This is a genomic window from Clostridium sp. ATCC BAA-442 (assembly GCF_964239415.1).
GTDB lineage: Bacteria > Bacillota > Clostridia > Oscillospirales > Oscillospiraceae > Flavonifractor > Flavonifractor plautii.
The window spans coordinates 22858-43647 of sequence record NZ_CAXSQB010000030.1; the positions used below are offsets into that span (position 1 = coordinate 22858).

Below are 20790 nucleotides of genomic sequence, written 5' to 3' on the forward strand. Positions count from 1 at the left end.
CCCCCCCCCCCCCCCCCCCCCCCCCCCCCGCCTTTGTATTTTTAGTTACCGCCGAACTCGTGGAAGAAGCGGTCGTGGATGACCTGCACTGCCCGGTCGGCCTCGTTGATATCCACCAGGACGGACACCTTGATCTCGCTGGTGGAGATCATGCTGATATTGATGCCCGCATTGTACAGGGCCTCAAACATTTTGGCCGCCACGCCGGGGTTGTGGACCATGCCCGCTCCCACGATGGAGACCTTGGCAATTTTGTCGTTGACATCCACATGGTCGAACTGAAGGAAATCCCTGTGCTCATCCAGGAGCTGCTTGCAGCGCTCCACATCCTGAATGCTCACGGTGAAGCTGATATCCTTAGTATTATTGCGGCCGATGGACTGGAGTATGAGGTCCACATTGATCCGCTCCTTGGCCAGCAGGGAGAAGATCTTGAAAGCGATGCCCGGCTCGTCGGCCAGCCCCACCACGGCCACACGGGCCACATTTTTATCGCAGGCTACGCCGCTGACGTGCAGTTTTTCCATGGTTTTTGCAACCTCCTTGACTTTGGTGCCGGGCTTGCCGGAAAAGCTGGAGAGGACCTCCAGGTTGACGCCGTAGCGCTTGGCCATCTCCACCGAACGGTTGTGGAGCACCTGGGCGCCCAGGGTGGCCAGCTCCAGCATCTCGTCGTAGGTGATCTCCTCCAGCTTCCGCGCCCCTTTGACGTGGCGGGGATCTGCGGTGTAGACGCCGTCCACGTCGGTATAAATCTGGCAGAGATCCGCGTGGAGCACAGCGGCCAGGGCCACCGCCGAGGTATCGGAGCCGCCCCGGCCCAGGGTGGTGATATCCTCATACTTGTTGAGGCCCTGGAAGCCGGTGACGATGACAATGGTGTTCTTGTCCAGCTCGGCCAGCACCCGCTCCGTATCGATGCGCTTGATGCGGGCGTCGCCATAAGAGGAGTTGGTGCGGAAGCCCGCCTGCCAGCCCGTCAGGGAGACCACCGGGTAGCCCATGGCCTCGATGGCCATGGCGCACAGGGAGCAGGAGATCTGCTCACCGGTGGACAGCAGCATATCCATCTCCCGCTTGGAGGCGTTGGGGTTGATCTCCGCGGCCTTGGCAATCAGATCATCCGTGGTGTCGCCCTGGGCGGAGAGGACCGCCACGACCCGGTGGCCCCGGCGGTAGGTCTCGGTTATGATGCGGGCCACGTTGCGGATGCGGTCGGCATCCGCGACGGAGCTGCCGCCGAATTTTTGAACGATGAGTCCCATTGGTATATGTACCCCCTAAATCAGGAATATCCGTCCGTCGCGGAGGAGGCGCGCTCCTCCGCGACATTCTATGCGCTCAGTCCAGCACCCGGAACATGGAGCCGGGCGTCATACCCGTCAGCCGGGCCTCCAGGGCAGCCCGGGTCATGGGCGGGGTGACCAGCGCGAACTCGTCCGCCGGCGCTCCGGGGCGGCTCAGCCGGGTACTGTCCGGGAAGGCGGCCTCCGCCGCCTGTACCCCGGTCCCCCGGAGGTACCAGCGGCTCTCCAGCCCGTCGGGCGGCACCGCCGTATCGTCCCCGCCCTCGGCCCAGAACATCCGCTTCTTCTCGTCCCGGTGCTTGGCCGCGTCGATCACGTCGGCCACCACGGCGGAGGCGGTGGGCAGCTTGCCCGCCCCCCGGCCGTAGAACATCACGTCGCCGATGGCGTTGCCCCGCACGGAGATGGCGTTGAATACATCCTCCACACCGGAGAGGGGGTTCTCCCGGTCCACCAGGTGTGGGGCCACATAGGCGCACACCTTCCCGTCGGTCCGGCGAATAGCCCGCCCCAGCAACTTGAGCTTCTTTCCACAGGAGTCGGCATAGGCCACGTCGGCCAGGGTGACGCCGGTGATGCCCTCTGTGGGCACCTGCCGGGGGTAAATATGCCGCCCGAAAGCCAGGGAGGCCAGGATGCAGATCTTCCGGCAGGCGTCGTGGCCCTCAATGTCGGCGGTGGGGTCCTGCTCGGCGTAGCCGTTGGCCTGAGCCTCCCTCAGAGCCTCGTCAAAGCTCAGCCCCGCCCGGATCATACGGGTGAGGATATAGTTGGTCGTGCCGTTGAGGATACCGGTGATCTCCTCGATCTCGTTGGCGGCCAGGCACTGGTTCAGGGGGCGGATGATGGGGATGCCGCCGCCCACACTGGCTTCAAACAGATAGCTGACACCCTTCTCCTGGGCCAGCCGCAGCAGCTCGCAGCCGTGCTCCGCCACCAGCTCCTTGTTGGAGGTAATGACACTCTTGCCCGCCTGGAGGGCCCGGCGGGTGAAATCCAGCGCCACCTTGGCCCCGCCGATGGTTTCCACCACGATGGACACCTCAGGGTCCTGCTCAATCACGGAAAAATCGTGCACCACCTTGCCTGCAAAGGGGCTGTCTGGGAAATCCCGCACATCCAGAATATATTTCAGGCGGATCAGATCATCCACCTTGCCCTCGATGTGCCGCTCGTTGGTGTCCAGCACTTCAGCCACACCGGAGCCCACCACGCCAAACCCTAAAATTGCCACGTTCACCATTCTGTCTTCCTCCTGTCCGGGCCGTCAGCCCGCCAAAATCTCACAGCGCAGGACTCCCTCTATCTCCAGGGCCTGGTTCAGTAACTCCTCCAGCGCGATGCGCAACCCCGAGGTCTCCGCCCCCACCGTCACCGCAGCACAGCCGTTGCTTGGTATGGACTGGTTGATGGTAAGAATATTCCCACCCGTCTGGGCAAAGATATTCAAGACGGCGGACAACACCCCTGGTTCGTCCTTGAGCAGGAACTGAAAGGTGACGATCCGCCCATGCAACATGTCATTGAAGGGCCGCACCGCATCCTTGTATTTATAAAATGCGCTACGGCTGATGCCCACCTGCCGGGTGGCCAAGTGAACCGTGTCCACCTCGCCGGTTTCCAACAGCCGCTTGGCCTCCGCCACCTTCAGAAAAATCTCTGGCAGTGCGCTGGACTCCACGATGAAATAACTGGGTGACTTACCCATTCTATGTACCTCCCGCCCATATGTCCACGTGAGAAAGCCATTTGTTTATCCTTTGTGGTCTATTGTAGCACACCCTCCCGCCCGCCGCAAGGGCAAAGCCCCTGCCAACTCTGCCGATTTCTGCCGATCCGCCCATGCCGTTTTTGTGTATTCTCACCGACTTTCAGGAGAGGAGGCTGTCTTTTGCCGGAAAACAGACACCTGCGCTTTCTGCTCCGCCTGCTCTATGCCGCCCTGGCCCTGGCCGGATTGTGGCTGGCCCTGCGCTTTCTCCTCCCCTGGCTGCTCCCCTTCCTGCTGGCCTTCGGCCTTGCCGCCCTGCTGGAGCCCGCCGTACGCCTTCTGATGGAGCGCCTGCACCTGCCCCGGCGGGGCGCCGCCGCACTGTGTACCGCGGCTCTCACCGCCGCTGTTCTGGGAGGGCTGGCGCTGGTGGTATGGCGGGTAGGCTACGAACTGTCCCTGCTGTTGGGCCGCCTGCCCACCCTGCTGGCCGGGCTGCCCACGCTGGCCGACGGGCTGGAGCGCTGGGCCTACCGGTTCCTCATCGCCCTGCCCGTTCAGTTCCAAACCCTGGCCCGTGATGCCCTGGAGGGCCTTCTGGAGCAGAGCATTGCCCTGCCCAACCGCTTTTATGACGCCCTGGCCGGGGCGGTGACAGGGCTGGCTTCGGCCCTTCCCGCCGCCGCTCTTTTCCTCTTTACGACAGTTTTGGCCACCTATTTCACCAGCGCAGGCCGTCCCGCTCTGCTGGACGGCCTGCGCCGCCGCCTTCCCCCGCCGTGGCGGACACGGCTGGGCCGGGTGGCCGGCGGTCTGAGGGAGGCGCTGGGCGGCTGGCTGAAAGCCCAGGGCCTGCTGATGCTGATCACCTTCGGCGAGCTCGCCGCCGGTTTCCTGCTGCTGCGGGTGGAGCTGTCCCTCCTTCTGGCCGGACTTGTGGCTCTGGTGGACGCCCTGCCGGTCTTCGGTACAGGCACCGTACTGCTGCCCTGGGCAGTGCTCGCCCTGTTGGGGGGCGACGTGCGGATGAGCGTGGGCCTGCTGGTGCTTTACTCCGTTATCTCTCTCGTGCGAAGCCTGCTGGAGCCCCGTCTGGTGGGGGCGCGGGTGGGGCTCCCTCCCCTGGCTGCCCTGGTCTGCATGTATGTGGGCTTTCAGGCGCTCGGAGTTCTTGGAATGCTTCTCGCCCCACTGGCCGCCGTGCTGGCCCGGCAGCTCTGGGATTCCGGCCTCCTGCACAGCCTGTTCGGACCTTAAACAAACAGCCCGCGGCACATGCCGCGGGCTGTTTGTTTCTTTATTTCGTACCGTCCGCCGGGATATAGGGCTCGTCCGGGGGCGTCTCCACCGGCGTGGGTACGGGAGACGGTGTGGGGCTTGTGCTGGTCTCGGGTGGATTGGGCTGGCCGCTCTCCCCGGGAGACGGGGTCTCAGACGGCTGTCCTGCGTTGGGCCAGGTGGCCGGGTTCTCCGGGTCAAAATTCTCGTACCTGGGGTCGTTGACCGGCGGCCAGGTAGAGGGATCACTGATCACAAAGCTGTTGGGATCATACTCCTCCGGCTCCTGGGGCTGGGGCGCGGTGGTGTGGACGTCACAGGTCCCCTGGGCCTCCAGGAAGCTGTAGAGGTAACTGCTGTCCTTGGCGGCGGCCCCGCCCACGCTCTCCCGGCTGTAATCCAGGATGCCGATGGTCTTGACCGTGCCCTCCGTGACTCCTGCGCCCTCGTCGGCCTGCCGGGGACAAAACTCTCCCGCCAGATGATACAGGCCCTCAATCGCCGTGCCGTCGCCGCCCAGCACCGGGCTGCCGGTGCAAACCTCCACCTCCTTGTGGAGACTACAGGTTTCGGCGGGCACGTCGTCGCTGAACAAGGTGAAGGTGCGGGCCCGGCTTCCCCTGGGATCGTTCAGGCAGGCCTCAGTGGCCCGCAGGCCGCTGTCCATGCAGATGCTGACGCTCTTCTGTTCACTGCCGGCGGCCGGGAAGGACTTGTTCTCCAGCCCCTCATGGATGGGGGCCATGACCTTCTTCCACATGGACACTGCCGGGTTATTGCTGGAGCTGATGCGCTCCGGGTTGTTATAGCCCACCCAGACCGCGGCGGTATAGTAGGGAGTATAGCCCACAAACCACTTATCGTTATTGGAGTTGGTGGTACCGGTCTTGCCGGCCACCGTCATACCTGAGAGCTGGGCCCCGGTGCCGGTTGCCCCGCCGAATTTCCCTGTAACCACATTTTTCAGCATGTCGTTGATATACCAGGTGGTCTCCTCGGAGAGAACCGCCTCGGGCTGATTCTGGGTATTGTCCAGCAGAACCTCCTCCGTGCCGTCGTCCAGCACACGGGTGACCTTGGTGTAGGTGCGGGGCTCCACATACAGGCCGTTGCGTGGGAACACGGAGTAGGCGGCGGCCATGTCTACCACACTCACGCCGTCGGTGAGGCCGCCCAGAGCGAGCTGGCTGGCCCCCAGGTCGTTCATCACCTGTCCGTTGACGGTGCGGCCGTCCTCCAGGTCGATATGGAACTTCTCCTCCATGAACTGGAAGGAATTTTCCACACCCAGGTTCTGTAGGGTGCGCACGGCCACCGGGTTGGAGGACACCTCCAGCGCCGCCGCTACGGTCATCCTACCCCGGTAGGTCTGGGGGTTGTTCAGCGGCCAGGCCTTGCCGCTGAGGAGCTGCACCGGATAGTCGTCAAAAGCGGATGCAGGACTGATCACCCCGCTCTCCAGAGCGGGCGCATAGACGCTCAGCGGCTTGATGGAGGAGCCCGGCTGCCGCAGGGAGCGGCTGGCGTAGTTCCAGCCCCGGTTGCTGCTCTTTTCGCCCAGGGCGCCGGCCAGCCCAACGATGTTGCCCTGGGGGTCGATGATTACGATGGCCGACTGGATCGCCTGCCCCGACTTGCTGGTGAGCTGAAGGTTGCTGCGGTCGGAGTAGACCGACTCCACGATGGACTGGATCTCCGGGTCCACACAGGCGTAAATATTCAGTCCGCCGGAGGTGACCATGTCGGAGGCCACCTGCTCGGAGTAGCCGTACTTCTCTATGAGGTCGTTCATCACGTCGGTGATGACCTGCTCGTCATACCAGTTGTAGATGGTGGCGGGCCTGGCCTCATCGGTGCTCCGTTCCAGATGGGAGGCCAGATCATCAATTTCGGCCATGGCCTCGTCGTACTCGGACTGGTTGATGCTCCCCAGCTCCAGCATCTTGCCCAGAACCAGCCTTGCGCGGTACTGGTTGTTCTCCAGATAGCGGTAGGGATTGTAGGCCGAGGGGTTGTTGGTGATGGAGATCAGGCTGGCGCACTCGGCCAGATCCAGCTCCGACAGCTCCTTGCCGAAGTAGTTCTGAGCCGCCGTGGCCACGCCGTAGCAGCCCTCTCCCAGGTAAATATAGTTGAGGTACCACTCCAGAATCTGCTCCTTGGAGTAGGTCTTGTCGAAGTCCAAGGCGGTAAAGATCTCCAGAATCTTCCGTTTTACCGTCACATCGTCGTACTGGGTGGCATTCTTGATGAGCTGCTGGGTGATGGTGGAGCCGCCCTGGATATCGCCGCCGGTGAACATGAGCAGCACCCCCTTGAGGGTACGCTTCCAGTTGACGCCGTGGTGCTTCCAGAACGTCTCGTCCTCGATGGCCACGGTGGCGTTGATCAGATTATCTGGGATCTCCTCAAAGTCGACCAGTTGGCGGTTTTCTGTTCCATGGAGGGACAGGTGCTCCACATATTCCCCCGTAGTGGAATCCTTATAATAGATCGTACTGGTCTGGTTCATGACGAAATTGGCCTCCAGATGGGCCTGCGGGATGATGACCGTCTTGATGTAGACCGCGGCAAAGCAGAGCAGGATAGCCCCCGTGATCACGCAGATCAGGAGGAAGGTGCCCAGCACCTTCCCTACCGTGCCCGCAACCACCGCAGCCGTGGACGGCCGCCTCCGCTTCCTGCCCCGGTTCGGATTGGAGCCCTGATTGGATGTTGACGCCAAAATGACACCTCCGTTTTTCGGTGGAACACGTATGCTTGCAGGATCGCCCCATCGCATGCGGCGATTGCTGATATTATAGCATATTCCTCCAGCTTGTCCACCCTAATTCTTTCCAATAAAGGATGAATATAGGCTTCGTCAAAAATTTGGCAGATCCCACTCTTGCATTTTTGGGCGCAACAGGCTACAATAAGAGACGAAGAAAAGGAAGGTATGGTGCCCAATATGAGTGAAGAATTTGGCCCTGATTTCATCACCGTCACTGATGAGGACGGCAATGAATTTGAGCTGGAGCATCTGGACACACTAGAGTACAACGGCCAGACCTACATGGCCTTTTTCCCGGCCGTGGAGGGGAAAGAGGACGGCTCTGTAGAGGATGTGGATCTGGATGAGGAATACGGCCTGGTGATCCTCAAGGTGATCGAGGCAGACGGCGAGGAACAGCTCTCCACCCTGGACAGTGAGGAGGAGCTGGAGCTGGTGTATCAGCAGTTTATGGAGTCCCTCTTCGCGGAGGAGGACGGCTCGGACGCATAATTTTTTCCTGCTCGGTGCGTGACGGGTTTTATTTAAACCCACATCTCTGAAACGGGATGCCCACCTCATGGCGTGGACTGCAGGCCTCCCGGCGCCCCTCCGAGGGACGGCTGGAAGTTGGAAGCAACGAAGCGACATGGAGGCAACCCACCTGCCACTTTGTGCAGGTTTTAAATGGATCCGCACGGCCAGAGCGGGGCCCCCACGAAACGCTGTTTCGTGGGGTTTTTCTTATTTCCGGCATTTGAACAAAGTGTAAAACCTGTTTTCGCTCTTGAAAGAGTGCGGCATTTCCTGTATAATGTCAGAATGTCTATAGCCAGGCCCCCTGCTCCCGCGGGGGGACACTTATGAGAGGACTGAAGCTACAAATGAGCGCATCCAGAGAAAAGAAATCGCGCCAGAGCGACCCGACACAGGGCCTGACTCAAAAGGAGAGGAAGGAGCTCCAGGAGCAGCAGGCCGCCAAGCGCAAGGCCGTTGTCTATACGGTCATCGGTGTCATTGTTGCCGTGCTGGTGGCCGCCCTGCTGATCTGGCACTCCGGCATCTTCCAGCGCGGCAAGACCGCTCTGACGGTGGGCGGCCGCGATTACTCCGTCACCGATGTCAACTATTATTTCACCTATTATATGAATCAGGCATACAGCACCAGCGGCGGCGCTTTTGATCCCAGCAAGGATCTCCGAACCCAGTATACGGACGAGGAGCAGACCAAGAGCTACTTTGACCAGTTCCTGGACAGTACCATTGAGCAGTTGAAGAAGATCTCTGCCCTGGAGACCGCCGCCTCTGAGGCCGGCTACACCCTGTCCGACGATGACAAGGCCTATGTGGATGAGGCCATCTCCTCCACCAAAAAGGCTGCCGAGTCCTACGGCTATGCCTATGACGGCTATCTGAAGGCCATGTACGGCAAGTATATGACCCCCTCCGCCTTCAAGACCTGTGTGGAGCGGGAAGCTCTGGTGAACGGTTACCAGAGCGCCTACGCCGACAGCCTGGGCATTACCGACGAGGACATTCAGGCCTACTATGAGGAGAATGCCTCCACGCTGGACACCTACGACTACCGCTATATCTATCTCAGCGGCAAGGCCGCGTCCACCACCGACGAGGACGGCAACACGGTGGAGCCCACTGAAGAGGAGACGAAGGCCGCCATGGAGGCTGCCAAGGCCAAGGCCGATGCGTTTGTGGCTGCGGTGAATTCCTCCGATGACAAGGAAACTGCCTTTGCCGAGCTGGCCCCCGACTATGTGTCTGAGGACGACAAGGAGGACTATGAGGCGGATCCCGACGCCTCCCTGCACACCGGCACGGTGGGCAGCAGCCTCTCCTATCAGAGCTTTGGCGAATGGCTGATGGATGACAGCCGCGCCAGCGGCGATGTGGGTGTGGTGGAGTCCAGCTCCGGCTACTACGCCGTCATGCTGTTGAACCGCTACCGGGATGAGACTGCCACTGCTGACATCCGACACATTCTCATCAAGGCCGAGGTGGCCGATGCCGATGACCCCGCCACCGAGGACGTGGACGAGAGCAAGGTGCCCACTCAGGAGGCCCTGGACGCCGCCAAGGCCGAGGCCGAGGACATCCTGGCCCAGTGGGAGGCGGGCGACAAGACCGCCGAGTCCTTCGGCGCGCTGGCCGAGGAATACTCCGACGATCCCGGCTCCAACACCAACGGCGGCCTGTACGAGCAGGTCGCGCCCGGCGTGATGTTCGAGGGCTTCAACGACTGGATCTTTGCCGACGGCCGCGCCATCGGCGACACCGGTCTGGTGGAGAATCCCCAGGACGGCCAGCAGGGCTGGCACATCATCTACCTGGAGGGCTGGGACGAGCCCGTCTGGAAGCTCACCGGCAAGAACGCGCTGACCAATGAGAAGCTGAACACCTGGCTGGAGGGCCTGACGGAAAACATGGAGGCCACCCAGGGCGCCGGCGTCAAGTACCTCGGCGAGTAAGAGACATCATGGGACAGGCGGGCGGAGCGCTGCTCCGTCCGCCTGTTTTTGGAAAGGGATGAACTGCATGGACGAGAGGTTTCTCCGCACAGAGATGCTTTTGGGCCCCCAGGCCATGGAGCGCCTGGCTGCCGCCCACGTAGCCGTGTTCGGTCTGGGCGGCGTGGGAAGCTGGTGCGCCGAGGCCCTGGCCCGCTCCGGCGTGGGCGCCCTCACGCTGGTGGACCACGACACGGTGGGTCTGACCAACCTGAACCGCCAGGTGGAGGCCACCCGCTCCACCCTGGGCCAGCCCAAGGCCCAGGCCATGGCCGACCGTATCCGCGACATCAATCCGGACTGCCGCCTCACCATCCGGGCGGAGAAGTATGAGGCGGGGCGGCGGGAGGACTTCTTCGACCAGCCGCTGGACTACATTGTGGACTGCATCGACCTGGTGTCCTGCAAACTGGATTTGATCGAGACCGCCCTCACCCGGGGCGTCCCCATCGTCTCCTCCCTGGGCACAGGCAACAAGCTGGACCCCGGCCTGTTCCGTATCACCGACCTGTCGAAAACCGAGGGCTGCCCCCTGGCCCGGGTGGTACGCAAGGAGCTGCGCGCCCGCGGCATCCTCCACCACCGGGTCCTCTGGTCGCCGGAGGAGCCGAAGGCCGCCCTCCAGCGGGAGGCGCCGCCCCCCGGCCGCCGCTCCGTCCCCGGCAGCGTGGCCTGGGTGCCTCCGGTGGCCGGGCTCATGCTGGCCGGAGAAGTGGTCCTGTCCCTTGCCGGGCTGCACGTATAAAGACATCCCTCCATTGGTAAACTAAAGCCAATGGAGGGATGTTTTTTGACGCAGAAAAAAGGCTCCCGGCTCCGCAGCGCGGCGGCTGGCGGAGCGGCCGGGCTGGCCAACGGCTTTTTCGGGGGCGGTGGGGGGATGCTGCTGGTGCCCCTCCTCACCCGCTGGTGTGGACTGGAGCAGCGCCGCGCCTTCGCCACGTCCATCGCCATTATCCTCCCCCTGTGCGCACTCTCGTCCGTCATCTACTGGGTTCGGGGCGGACTGGACTTTGGGCTGGCCCTCCCCTATCTGGCCGGCGGCCTGCTGGGCGGCTTCGTGGGTGGAAGGGTATTCAAGAAGCTGAATATGGTCTGGCTCCGCCGCGCCTTTGCCCTGCTTATCCTCTACGGCGGCGTCAAGGCGCTGTTCTTCTGATGGCGTGGCCCATCTCCCTCCTGGCCGGCGCCGTCACCGGCGTGCTCTCCGGCTTCGGAATCGGCGGCGGCACCCTGCTGCTCATCTATATGACTGCCTTTGCCGGGGTACCCCAGAATCTGGCCCAGGGCGTCAACCTGCTCTACTTTCTTCCCACTGCCGCCACCGCCCTGCCCGCCCACATCAAAAATGGCTATATCGACCGTCAGACCGTCTGGCCCGCCGTCCTGGCCGGGCTGGCGGGCACCGCTCTGGCCGCCTGGGCCGCCACCGGCCTGGATGTGGAGCTGCTCCACCGCTGCTTCGGCGGTTTCCTGATCGTGGTGGGGCTGCGGGAGCTGTTCAGCCGCTCGTAGGGATATCCATACGAACCATGTAGGGGCGGCCACAAGGTTCGCCCCTTCATCCGCCCCGCCGCCTGAAGGTCAGATATCCCTCCAGAATCAGCGTCGCCGCCACCGCGTCCACGGTTTTCTTATGCTGCTTCATCCGCTTGCCCGAGGCATGGAGGATGCCGTGGGCCTCCACCGTGGTGCGGCGCTCATCCCAGAGCACCGGCTTGAGGCCGCAGACCTCCTCCAGCCGGGCGGCAAAGGCCCGGTAGAGCTCGGCCCGGGGGCCTTCAGTGCCGTCCATATTCCGGGGGAAGCCCATTACCAGCTCGTCCACACTGTGCTCTTTCGCAAGGCGGGCCAGCTCCTCCGCCACCACCCCCTCCTTCCGGCTCTGGATCACCGTGGTGTAGCCGGCCAGCAGGCCGGTGGGATCGGAGATTGCCACTCCGGTGCGGGCATCGCCGTAATCGATGGCCATAATACGCAAATCTACCACTCCTTTTCCGTACCACTATAGCGTACTTTTTGGGAAAAAACAAGGAAAAAGCGCTTGACTTCCCATATGAGCTGTGATAGACTTGATACACCTATGAAAAAGGGCTCTTTTTTTGTGCGCATTTTTACGGTGTGATGACGTACAAAACCCTTCCCTCACTGTGAGGACATAGGGAGGCAAGCATGCCGAATCCGCACCGTGACGTAACATAGTGGGCGCAGTCTATGCGCCTTTACGTTGCTGGATTCGGCCCAAGGGCTGTGTCCAGCTTTTTTGCTGCGCGCGGTCAAACAATGAAGGAGGTGCCGAACATGGCGAAGGCCGGCAACCGGGTGAAGATCACTCTGCGCTGCTCCGAGTGCAAGCAGCGGAACTACAACACCAACAAGAACAAGAAGAACACTCCCGACCGTCTGGAATTGAACAAGTACTGCCCCTTCTGCAGGAAGCACACGGTTCATAACGAAACCAAGTAATGAGTGCTGCTATGGCTCAGAAGAAAGAAGGGTTAAACGGAATGTCTGAAAACGAGAAGCTCGAGCAGGCCGCCGACCAGGCTGCCGACAAGCCCGCGAAAACCGATAAGAAAAAGGACGTCAAGGCTGACAAGAAGAAGCCCGGCGTGTTCGCTCGCATCGGCAAGTGGTTCAAGGATATGAGGAGCGAGCTGAAGAAGGTCCAGTGGCCCACCCGCAAGCAGACCGTCAACAACACCGTCATCGTGATCATCTGCTGCATTATCGTTGGCATCTGTATCTGGCTGTTCGATGCCCTCGCCGGCGCCGTGATTACCGCCCTGCTGGATCTCTTTGGTAAGGGTTAAGGTGCGACATGGCTGACAATGCGAAGTGGTATGTGGTTCATACCTATTCCGGCTATGAGAACACCGTGGCCGCCAGTATCGAGAAGGCCGTGGAGAACCGCGGCCTGCGCGACCTGATTCAGGAGGTCAGCATCCCCCTGGAGACGGTCACCGAGATCACGGATAACGGCCCAAAAACCGTGGAGCGCAAGGTCTTCCCCGGCTACGTGCTGGTGAAGATGGTGATGACCGACGACACGTGGCATCTGGTGCGCAACATCCGCGGCGCAACCGGCTTTGTCGGCTCCGGCAACAAGGCCATCCCCCTGACGGACGAGGAGATCGCCGCCCTGGGCGTGGAAAAGCGCGAGGTGGTGGTCGGCTATCAGGTGGGCGACAACGTCAAAATCACCGACGGTGCTCTGGAGTCCTTCCTGGGCACGGTCGAGGAGATCGACCTGGACCGCAGCAAGGTCCGGGTGGTGGTCTCCATGTTCGGCCGCGAAACCCCCGTCGAGCTTGAGCTGGACCAGGTAGAACCTGTCCAGGACTGAGCTCCGGGCCGGGCGGCCCATTCCCCGCACGTGGGAGGGACTGCACCGCAGTTCCGCTTCCAACCACATTTATCGTAGGAGGTGCTGTTTCAAATGGCACAGAAAATTACTGGTTATGTGAAACTTCAGATTCCCGCGGGCAAGGCGACTCCCGCGCCCCCCGTCGGTCCCGCCCTCGGTCAGCACGGCATCAACATCGCCGCGTTCACCAAGGAGTTCAACGAGCGCACCAAAAACGACGTGGGCCTGATCATCCCCGTGGTGATCACCGTCTACGCCGACCGCTCCTTTACCTTCATCACCAAGACTCCCCCCGCCGCCGTTCTCATCAAGAAGGCGTGCAACATCGAGTCCGGCTCCGGTGTGCCCAACAAGACCAAGGTGGCCACCATCAGCAAGGAGGATGTCCGCAAGATCGCCGAGACCAAGATGCCTGACCTGAACGCGGCCAGCATCGAGGCGGCCATGAGCATGATCGCCGGCACCGCCCGCTCCATGGGCATCGTCGTGGGCGACTAAGGCGAAGGAGGGAAAGAGCAATGTTTAGAGGCAAGAAATACCAGGAGAGCGCCAAGCTGATCGACAAGGCCGCTCTGTATGATACCGCTGAGGCCATGGAGCTGGTCGTGAAGACCGCCCCCGCCAAGTTTGACGAGACTGTCGAGCTCCACGTGAAGCTGGGCGTTGACTCCCGTCACGCCGACCAGCAGGTGCGCGGCGCCATCGTCCTCCCCCACGGCACCGGCAAGACCCAGCGCGTGCTGGTCTTCGCCAAGGGCGACAAGGCCGAGGCCGCCAAGGCCGCCGGCGCCGACTTCGTGGGCGAGATGGACCTGGTGGAGAAGATTCAGAAGGAGAACTGGTTCGACTATGACGTGGTCGTGGCTTCTCCCGACATGATGGGCGTTGTGGGCCGTCTGGGTAAGGTCCTGGGTCCCAAGGGCCTGATGCCCTCCCCCAAGGCTGGCACCGTCACCCCCGACGTGGCCAAGGCCGTCACCGAGATCAAGGCTGGTAAGGTGGAGTACCGTCTGGACAAGACCAACATCATCCACTGCCCCATCGGCAAGGTCTCCTTCGGCGCCGAGAAGCTCACCGAGAATTTCAACGCTCTGATGGGCGCCATTGTCAAGGCCAAGCCTTCCGCCGCCAAGGGTCAGTACATCCGCTCCTGCGTGTGTGCTTCTACCATGGGCCCCGGCGTGAAGATCAATTCCGCGAAGCTGATGTAACAAGAAGCGCGGGGGCCCGTGGAGCAGCCGCACAGCGCACCCCGCAGACGAAAAAGCAGTTGCGCCGCAGGCGCAAGGTGTTTTTCGCGGAGGGGTAAGCAGTGTGGCGTCGCGCAGCCGCCGCAGCGTGACAAGAAGCGCGGAGGGTAGGCGCATAGGGGAGCTAAGAGGACATGGAGGCGAAAAAACAGGCTGGGCGAAGCCCAGCGGCATTTTTCGCGGAATGGCCGCTTAGCAACCCGGCCATGCGCCCAACCCGCAGCGTGACAGCGTCGCCGCAAGCTCCAGATCCTTCGCTTCCCCGCAAGCGGCAAAGCTCACTCCTTCCGCCGCGGCTCCTTTTCCCCACGCGAACCGCTTCACTGGGTTCGCATGGGGGCCCCGAGGGTGAGAGAGCAACGGAAACGGGACGAGTTCGCCGCAAGCGGCAGAGCTCGCTTCCGCCGCCGGGCTTCGGCGGGGCCCCGAAAAGGGGAAATGTCCTGCAGCGTAGGGGCGGGCGCCATCCCCCCCCCGCGGGCCGATGTGGGCATCGACCCCTACACACGGAAGAAGGGCACAGATGTACCTCTTCGTCGTAAGCGGCGGATACGGGCCGGCAGGCCCCGCAAAAAAATGTCATTTTCGGACAGGTTGTGCTTGACACAGCCTGTCCGGGATGATATACTATTAACCGTGTTCAAAGACAGCAGGTGGGCGCAAGCCGGAAATCCTGCCGAGAATGCAGCCACAACGGGATGAAATTCTTTGTGCTGTTTTCGCTTGCTTTGAATGCGAAAACAGCTTTTTTGTTGCGTCTGCATCGGAAAAGTTGGACTCAATCTCAACGGAGGTGAATTCTAAATGCCTAACGCAAAGGTTCTCAGCGAGAAGCAGGCCATCGTGGCCGAGCTGACCGAGAAGCTCAAGACCGCCAGCAGCGGCGTGCTTGTGGACTACAAGGGAATCACTGTGGCTCAGGACACCGCTCTGCGCGCCGAGTGCCGCAAGAACGAGCTGGACTACGCCGTCGTGAAGAACACCCTGGTGCGTTTCGCCATCAACAATGTCGGTCTGGAGGAGATGGATTCCGTGCTCAACGGCACCACTTCCCTGGCCCTGTCTCACGGCGATCCCATCGCTCCCATGCGCGTCATCAACAAGTTCGCCAAGCAGTTCAACGGTGAGAAGTTCACCATCAAGGCCGGCTTCATGGACGGCAAGGTCCTGTCCCTGGACGAGATCAAGGCTCTGGCCGAGCTGCCCTCCAAGGAGGTTCTGCAGGCTCAGGTTCTGGGCACCATGCTGGCCCCCATCACCAGCTTGGCCATCGTCATCAAGGCCATCTGCGAGCAGAAGGGCGGCTCTGTCGAGGCCGCCGAGGCTCCCGCGGAAGCGGCTGCCGAGTAACTCGACACACATTTTTACAAACATTTATTTAGGAGGTTACCTATCATGGCTTCTGAGAAAATCAATGCCCTCATCGAAGAGGTTAAGGGTCTGACTGTTCTGGAGCTTTCCGAGCTCGTCCACGCTCTGGAGGAGGAGTTCGGCGTCTCCGCCGCCGCTATGGCTGCTCCCGCCGCCGGCGGTGCTGCTGCTCCCGCTGCTGAGGAGAAGACCGAGTTCGACGTGGTGCTGGCCGAGGTCGGCGCCGAGAAGATCAAGGTCATTAAGGCTGTCCGTGAGATCACCGGTCTGGGCCTGGCCGAGGCCAAGGCTGCCGTTGAGGCTGCCCCCAAGGCCATCAAGGAGGGCGTCTCCAAGGACGAGGCCGAGGAGCTGAAGAAGAAGCTGGAAGAGGTCGGCGCCAAGGTCGAGCTGAAGTAAGCTTTTTCACTCGCTTACCAAAAAGAGCTGTATCCCGTCTGGGATACAGCTCTTTTTTCGTGTTAGGCCTCCAGTCCCCTCCAAGCGGCAAAGCGCCGCCAGAGCAGACAGGCCAGCCAGCCGCAGAACAGGCCCACCAGCACCCCGGCCAGCACATCACTGGGGAAGTGGACCCCTACATACAGCCGTGAGAAGCCCATCAGGGCGGCCAGCACCACCGCCGTCACCCCCATCCACCGGCGGGGCAGAGTGCGGCACCAGGCCGACGCTGCGGCGAAGGAGGCGCTGGTGTGTCCTGAAGGGAAGGAGTTGGGGTCGTGCTCCGCGATCAGAGGCGTCAGCCCCTCCACCGTCAGCCAGGGCCGGGGGCGCTCCACCAGGTGCTTGAGAATCCCGTTGGTGAACATCAGGCTCAGCAGCAGGGCCATCAGGCCAGCTGCCCCCGCCTTCCGGGTCTTTTTGAAGCAGAGCAGAAGGACGGACAGGGCAATCCACATCAGTCCGCTGTCACCCAGATGGGTGTAGAGCGTAAACAGGGGTGTCAGGACGGCGTTGCGCACCGCCTCCTGGAGCCAGAGCAGGATGCCTCCGTCCAGATTCAGAAACCATTCGGGCATATTGTTTCCTCCATATAGGAGAAGGGCGGCGACATGGCTGCCGCCGCCCCTCTGTGTTCTTTTGTCTTACTGAGCATCGGCCGCAGCCGCGCCGTCCCCCCACTCGCAGTCCAGAATGACGCCATTCATCAGCTCAAACTTGTCGGTCTTTACCGTATGGGTCTTACCCACACGCACCTCCTGGGTGCCGATCTCTGTGGTAATGGGGTTGACCACGTTGCACTCGATGGTGAAGAGCAGGTCTATGGTGCCCTCATCCACCGGAATTTCCAGGGTGCCGTCAGTGGTATCCACCGTCACGGTCTGCTCATGGGCCCTCGGCTCCACAGAAACCACCTGGCCATCCAGCATCTCGCCGGAGGCCATCAACTGGCCGGGGATGTATTTCTGGATATTGTCGTAGACCTCCTGCTCCACACCCTTGACCAGCACGGTATAGGTCACCTGGGTCTTGCCGGGATTGATGCCGCCGCCCCCGTCCTTGCCCAGGAACTTCACGCCCAGCACCACTACGGCCACAAGGACCACCAGAATCACCAGCAGATCCACAATGTTGAGCTTGCCAAACAATCTTCCCTTTTCGTCTATCATCTTTTGTAACCTCCGAGGTTGTAAATTGACATAATACTTGGTACAATGATACTTGCATATTGTACCATACTTCCCTACCCTGAAACAAGTCTTTTCTTTGTCCGGAGGTTTTCATATATGAAAGTCATCACTCTGATTTCCGGCGGCGACAGCGGCGGAGCCAAGACTCACGTCCACTCCCTGCTGCAAAACCTCTCCCGCACCATCGAGGTGACCATGGTCTGCTTTCTGGAGGGCCCCTTTGCCCAGGAGGCCCGGGAGCTGGGCATCCCTACAGTGGTGCTCTCCGGCCGCAATCTGCTGCGCACATACTGCACCCTCAAACGGATGATCCGTGAGGGGGGCTATCAGCTTATCCACTGCCACGGCGCACGCGGCAACATGATGGGCGCCCTGCTGCGCCGCTCCACCGGTCTGCCGGTGGTGACCACTGTCCACTCCGACTACCGGCTGGACTATCTGGGCCGCCCCCTCTCCCGCCTCACCTACGGCACCATCAACACCATCGCCCTGCGCCGGCTGGACTACCGTATCGGCGTGTCCGACGCCATGACCGACCTGCTCATCAAGCGGGGCTTTGATCCCGACAGGCTGTTCACCATCTACAACGGCATCGACTTCACCCCCCGCACCCCTGCCCTGAGCCGTGAGGAATACTTCCGCTCCGTGGGGCTGGAGGCCGATGGGGACAGTGTAGTGGTCGGTATCGCCGCCCGTCTCAACCCGGTCAAGGACATCGCCACCCTGGTCCGGGGCTTTGCCAAGGCCCATCGGGAGTGCCCCAATCTGCGGCTGCTCATCGCCGGCGACGGTGAGCAGATGTCCATGCTCAAGGGGCTCGCCGCTGAGCTGGGGGTGGAGCGGCAGGTGTGCTTCGCCGGATGGGTCAGCGACACCGACAGCTTCTACCACGCCATCGACATCAACACCCTCACCTCCCTGTCAGAGACCTTCCCCTACTCTCTTACCGAAGGGGCCCGGGCCGCCCTGCCCACCATCGCCAGCCGGGTGGGCGGCGTCCCCTACCTCATTGAGCACGGCGTCCATGGCCTGCTGTTCGAGGCGGGCGACGCGGATACCCTGGCCCGCCACCTGATTACTCTGGCCAAGGACCCCACCCTCCGCCAACACCTGGGGGAGCGGCTCTATCAGCGGGGCAGGGAGGATTTTTCCCTGGAGAGCACCCTGGAGCGCCAGCTCAACATCTATGAGACCATTCTCCGCCGCCAGAGCCGCAAGAAGGGCCGCCGGGACGGCGCCCTGGTATGCGGCGCCTACGGCCGGGGCAACGCCGGCGACGACGCCATCCTGGAGGCCATTGTCACCGAGCTGCGCCAGATCGACCCGGATCTCCCCATCTGGGTGCTCTCCCGCAACCCGGACGACACCCGCCTCACCTACCGGGTCAACTCCATCTACACCTTTGCCTTCCCCCGCTTCCTGTGGCGGATGCGCAAAACCCACCTCTACATCAACGGCGGCGGCTCCCTGATGCAGGATGTGACCAGCCACCGCTCCCTGTGGTTCTACCTGTTTACCATCTCCTGGGCCAAGCGGCTGGGCAATCAGGTGATGATGTACGGCTGCGGCATCGGCCCCATCCACTCCCCCGCCAACCGCCGCAGGGCCTCCCGCGTGCTCCAGAAGAGCGTGGACGCCATCACCCTACGGGACACACACTCCGCCGAGGAACTGGAGGACATGGGGGTGACGAAGCCGCAGGTCATCCTCTCCGCCGATCCCACGGTGATCCTCCCCGCCGCACCGGCCCAAGTGGTGGACGGCATTCTGGAGAGTCAGGGGATTGACCCCCACGGCCGCTACATCGGCTTCGCCCTGCGGCCCTGGCCGGGGTTTGAGGCCAAGGCCGCCGTCTTCGGCGCCGCGGCAGACTACGCCTATGAGACGTACGGCCTCACCCCTGTCTTTCTGCCCATCGAGCGGCGTCTGGACGTGGGGGGGGCCCAGTTGGCCGCCCAGCACATGAAGGCCCCCCACTACATTCTTCCCCAGACCGGCCGCTCCGACCACACCATCGGTCTGTTCGCCCGGATGCAGGCGGTGGTCTCCATGCGGCTCCACGCCCTGGTCTTCTCCGCCGGTCAGGGTGTGCCCCTGGTGGGCGTGGTCTACGACCAGAAGATCAGCTCCTTCCTGTCCTACATCGGACAGGATCTCTACACCGGGCTGGACGAGGTGACGGAGGAGGCCCTGCGGTCCCACATCGACGCGGCCTGCGCCCGCATCGGGGATGAGGCCTTCCTCTCCGGCGGCGTGGAGCGGCTGCGCCAGGTGGAACGGCGCAACAGCGAGACCGCCCGGATGCTGCTGGAGAGGTGAGGGACGTGAGACAGATTCTCTGCCTGTCTGCTGACCCCTGGCGCACTATCCCCACCCGCACCCAGCAGCTTATGACCCGCATGCGGGACGCCCAGGTGCTCCTGTTCGAGCCGCCGGGAAAATACTCCCGACAGCCGGGCCGCAGGGTGCGCCCCGGTCTCACGGTCTGCGCCCTCCCCCCGGTGCTGGAGGCGGAGGAGCGGCACCGCCTCCTGTTCCGCCTTCACTACCGCAAACTGGGTAAGTTTATCCGCCGCCAGATGGAGCACCACCGTTTTAAGGAGCCGCTGCTGTGGTGCACCGCGCCGGAGCACATCCACCTGCTGGACGAGGTGCCCCACCGGGGTGTGGTCTACGACTGCGACCGGGACTGGCCCGACCAGTCCCCCCGGTGGGAGAGCGATCTGGCCCTGGCCGCCGATGTGGTCTTTGCCGCCTCCCAGGGGCTCATTGACCACCTCTCCCCCTGCAACGACAACATCGCCCTGCTACCCAACGGGGTGAACCACCCCATGTTTACCCGGCCCCCCGCCGAGCTTCCGCCGGAGCTGCGGGGGCTCTCCAGCCCCATTCTGGGCTATACCGGCACCCTGTGGCGGGATCTGGACCTCGCCCCCGTTCTGTACGCCGCCCAGGCCATGCCGGCCTGCACCTTCGTCTTTCTGGGCCGCCGGGAGAAGAACCCCATGGCCGAGCTGCTGGAGCGGCTGCCCAACGTCCGCCTCCTGGGGCGGCGGGCGCCGGTGGAGGTGCCCGACTACCTGGCCCGCTTCGACGTGTGCCTCAACCTACTGCGCCGCTCCGAGCAGGGCAACGACGTGGTGCCCTGCCGCATCTACGAATACCTCTCCTCCGGCAAGCCCGTGGTGTCCATGCTCTTTCCCGAGCAGGTGGAGCACTTCCCCGACGTAGTGTACGGCGCCCACTCCCCAGAGGAATTCGCCGCCCTCTGCCGCCGCGCCCTGGCGGAGACCGGCGACTGGGCCAAAAACCGCCGCCGGGAGCACGGGGCCGCCGCCGCCTGGTCGGCCCGCGCCGACGAGGTAACCCGTATTCTAGGTACCACCGGGCTCTATTGAGGTATGAGCGATGGGGCCTCCAATTTCTCTCACATACAACACCCCCTGTCCCCGTAGAATGGGGACAGGGGGTGTTGTCTTGTCTCTGTCTGATCTTTTCACACAGGCAGCCCACAATCCGGTACTGGGGCTGACCTGTCTGCTGGTGCTGGCCGTGGTGCTGGTCAACGGCTGGACCGACGCGCCGAACGCCATTGCCACCGTGG

At 62.5% G+C, this 20790-nt stretch carries 22 protein-coding genes and 1 other RNA gene; 16 read left to right on the forward strand and 7 right to left on the reverse strand.

The features are described from left to right. Window positions 1-41: 41 nt before the first annotated feature. From ACESY8_RS12885 to ACESY8_RS12895, 3 genes are all read right to left on the reverse strand, one after another. Window positions 42-1265 carry an aspartate kinase gene (locus ACESY8_RS12885; protein WP_007489118.1) on the reverse strand — a complete coding sequence of 408 codons (1224 nt, stop codon included), beginning with the start codon at window positions 1263-1265 and terminating at the stop codon, window positions 42-44. A 76-nt stretch (window positions 1266-1341) separates the two neighbouring features. Continuing rightward, window positions 1342-2550: a homoserine dehydrogenase gene (locus tag ACESY8_RS12890; protein WP_054338270.1), complete on the reverse strand. Its 1209-nt coding sequence runs from the start codon at window positions 2548-2550 to the stop codon at window positions 1342-1344. Window positions 2551-2574: 24 nt separating this feature from the next. After that, a complete protein-coding gene (locus tag ACESY8_RS12895) occupies window positions 2575-3015 on the reverse strand; it encodes an ACT domain-containing protein (RefSeq protein WP_054338269.1) in 441 nt (146 codons plus the stop codon). 183 nt (window positions 3016-3198) lie between these two features. On the opposite strand from ACESY8_RS12895, the gene ytvI reads away from it, so the two are divergent. Further along, window positions 3199-4275 (forward strand): sporulation integral membrane protein YtvI, encoded by a 1077-nt coding sequence (gene ytvI / locus ACESY8_RS12900; RefSeq protein ID WP_054338268.1) that lies wholly within the window; start codon window positions 3199-3201, stop codon window positions 4273-4275. A 40-nt stretch (window positions 4276-4315) separates the two neighbouring features. Here the strand turns inward: ytvI and ACESY8_RS12905 are convergent, their stop codons facing one another. Continuing rightward, complete coding sequence (locus ACESY8_RS12905) at window positions 4316-7021, reverse strand: transglycosylase domain-containing protein (RefSeq protein WP_195308648.1); 2706 nt, start codon at window positions 7019-7021, stop codon at window positions 4316-4318. Between the two features lie 225 nt (window positions 7022-7246). Here ACESY8_RS12905 and ACESY8_RS12910 point away from each other — a divergent pair, with 225 nt between their 5' ends. From ACESY8_RS12910 to ACESY8_RS12935, 6 genes are all read left to right on the forward strand, one after another. Further along, entirely contained in the window at window positions 7247-7561 is a 315-nt protein-coding gene (locus ACESY8_RS12910; RefSeq protein ID WP_024724203.1) for a DUF1292 domain-containing protein, read from the forward strand. A gap of 1 nt (window position 7562) precedes the next feature. Beyond that, window positions 7563-7765, forward strand: a non-coding RNA gene (ssrS, locus tag ACESY8_RS12915) — 6S RNA. A 146-nt stretch (window positions 7766-7911) separates the two neighbouring features. Continuing rightward, window positions 7912-9531 (forward strand): peptidylprolyl isomerase, encoded by a 1620-nt coding sequence (locus ACESY8_RS12920; RefSeq protein ID WP_007489109.1) that lies wholly within the window; start codon window positions 7912-7914, stop codon window positions 9529-9531. Window positions 9532-9598: 67 nt separating this feature from the next. Continuing rightward, a complete protein-coding gene (locus ACESY8_RS12925) occupies window positions 9599-10315 on the forward strand; it encodes a tRNA threonylcarbamoyladenosine dehydratase (RefSeq protein ID WP_009259904.1) in 717 nt (238 codons plus the stop codon). 45 nt (window positions 10316-10360) lie between these two features. After that, window positions 10361-10729: a sulfite exporter TauE/SafE family protein gene (locus tag ACESY8_RS12930; protein WP_070103862.1), complete on the forward strand. Its 369-nt coding sequence runs from the start codon at window positions 10361-10363 to the stop codon at window positions 10727-10729. Beyond that, window positions 10729-11085 (forward strand): sulfite exporter TauE/SafE family protein, encoded by a 357-nt coding sequence (locus ACESY8_RS12935; protein WP_007489106.1) that lies wholly within the window; start codon window positions 10729-10731, stop codon window positions 11083-11085. Before ACESY8_RS12930 ends, ACESY8_RS12935 begins: the two co-directional genes overlap by 1 nt. A gap of 46 nt (window positions 11086-11131) precedes the next feature. Here the strand turns inward: ACESY8_RS12935 and ruvX are convergent, their stop codons facing one another. Further along, the gene (gene ruvX, locus ACESY8_RS12940; RefSeq protein WP_009259907.1) at window positions 11132-11551 is read right to left on the reverse strand and encodes a Holliday junction resolvase RuvX; all 420 of its coding nucleotides are present in this window, start codon (window positions 11549-11551) and stop codon (window positions 11132-11134) included. 320 nt (window positions 11552-11871) lie between these two features. On the opposite strand from ruvX, the gene rpmG reads away from it, so the two are divergent. The 7 genes from rpmG to rplL all read left to right on the forward strand — a co-directional run bounded on the left by rpmG (window position 11872) and on the right by rplL (window position 15957). Beyond that, a complete protein-coding gene (gene rpmG / locus ACESY8_RS12945; protein ID WP_009259908.1) occupies window positions 11872-12036 on the forward strand; it encodes a 50S ribosomal protein L33 in 165 nt (54 codons plus the stop codon). A 41-nt stretch (window positions 12037-12077) separates the two neighbouring features. Then, complete coding sequence (secE, locus tag ACESY8_RS12950) at window positions 12078-12383, forward strand: preprotein translocase subunit SecE (protein ID WP_024724206.1); 306 nt, start codon at window positions 12078-12080, stop codon at window positions 12381-12383. An 8-nt stretch (window positions 12384-12391) separates the two neighbouring features. Beyond that, window positions 12392-12916: a transcription termination/antitermination protein NusG gene (gene nusG, locus ACESY8_RS12955; RefSeq protein WP_007489098.1), complete on the forward strand. Its 525-nt coding sequence runs from the start codon at window positions 12392-12394 to the stop codon at window positions 12914-12916. Window positions 12917-13009: 93 nt separating this feature from the next. Next, complete coding sequence (rplK, locus tag ACESY8_RS12960; protein WP_007489097.1) at window positions 13010-13435, forward strand: 50S ribosomal protein L11; 426 nt, start codon at window positions 13010-13012, stop codon at window positions 13433-13435. A gap of 20 nt (window positions 13436-13455) precedes the next feature. Next, on the forward strand, window positions 13456-14148 hold the full coding sequence (rplA, locus tag ACESY8_RS12965) for a 50S ribosomal protein L1 (RefSeq protein ID WP_007489096.1): 693 nt from the start codon (window positions 13456-13458) through the stop codon (window positions 14146-14148). An 843-nt stretch (window positions 14149-14991) separates the two neighbouring features. After that, window positions 14992-15537, forward strand: coding sequence for a 50S ribosomal protein L10 (gene rplJ / locus ACESY8_RS12970; protein ID WP_021631265.1), 546 nt, complete (start codon window positions 14992-14994; stop codon window positions 15535-15537). Window positions 15538-15582: 45 nt separating this feature from the next. Continuing rightward, window positions 15583-15957 (forward strand): 50S ribosomal protein L7/L12, encoded by a 375-nt coding sequence (gene rplL, locus ACESY8_RS12975; RefSeq protein ID WP_007489093.1) that lies wholly within the window; start codon window positions 15583-15585, stop codon window positions 15955-15957. Between the two features lie 62 nt (window positions 15958-16019). On the opposite strand, the gene ACESY8_RS12980 is transcribed toward rplL, so the two are convergent. Together ACESY8_RS12980 and ACESY8_RS12985 are read right to left on the reverse strand one after the other, a co-directional pair. Then, window positions 16020-16574, reverse strand: coding sequence for a phosphatase PAP2 family protein (locus tag ACESY8_RS12980; RefSeq protein WP_054338264.1), 555 nt, complete (start codon window positions 16572-16574; stop codon window positions 16020-16022). 66 nt (window positions 16575-16640) lie between these two features. Next, window positions 16641-17165 carry a DUF4330 domain-containing protein gene (locus ACESY8_RS12985; protein ID WP_007489089.1) on the reverse strand — a complete coding sequence of 175 codons (525 nt, stop codon included), beginning with the start codon at window positions 17163-17165 and terminating at the stop codon, window positions 16641-16643. 117 nt (window positions 17166-17282) lie between these two features. Here ACESY8_RS12985 and csaB point away from each other — a divergent pair, with 117 nt between their 5' ends. Both csaB and ACESY8_RS12995 read left to right on the forward strand, forming a co-directional pair. Beyond that, window positions 17283-19505, forward strand: a complete 2223-nt coding sequence (gene csaB / locus ACESY8_RS12990) for a polysaccharide pyruvyl transferase CsaB (protein WP_498794767.1) — start codon at window positions 17283-17285, stop codon at window positions 19503-19505. A 5-nt stretch (window positions 19506-19510) separates the two neighbouring features. Continuing rightward, window positions 19511-20584, forward strand: coding sequence for a glycosyltransferase (locus ACESY8_RS12995; protein ID WP_225123389.1), 1074 nt, complete (start codon window positions 19511-19513; stop codon window positions 20582-20584). Window positions 20585-20790: the final 206 nt, after the last annotated feature.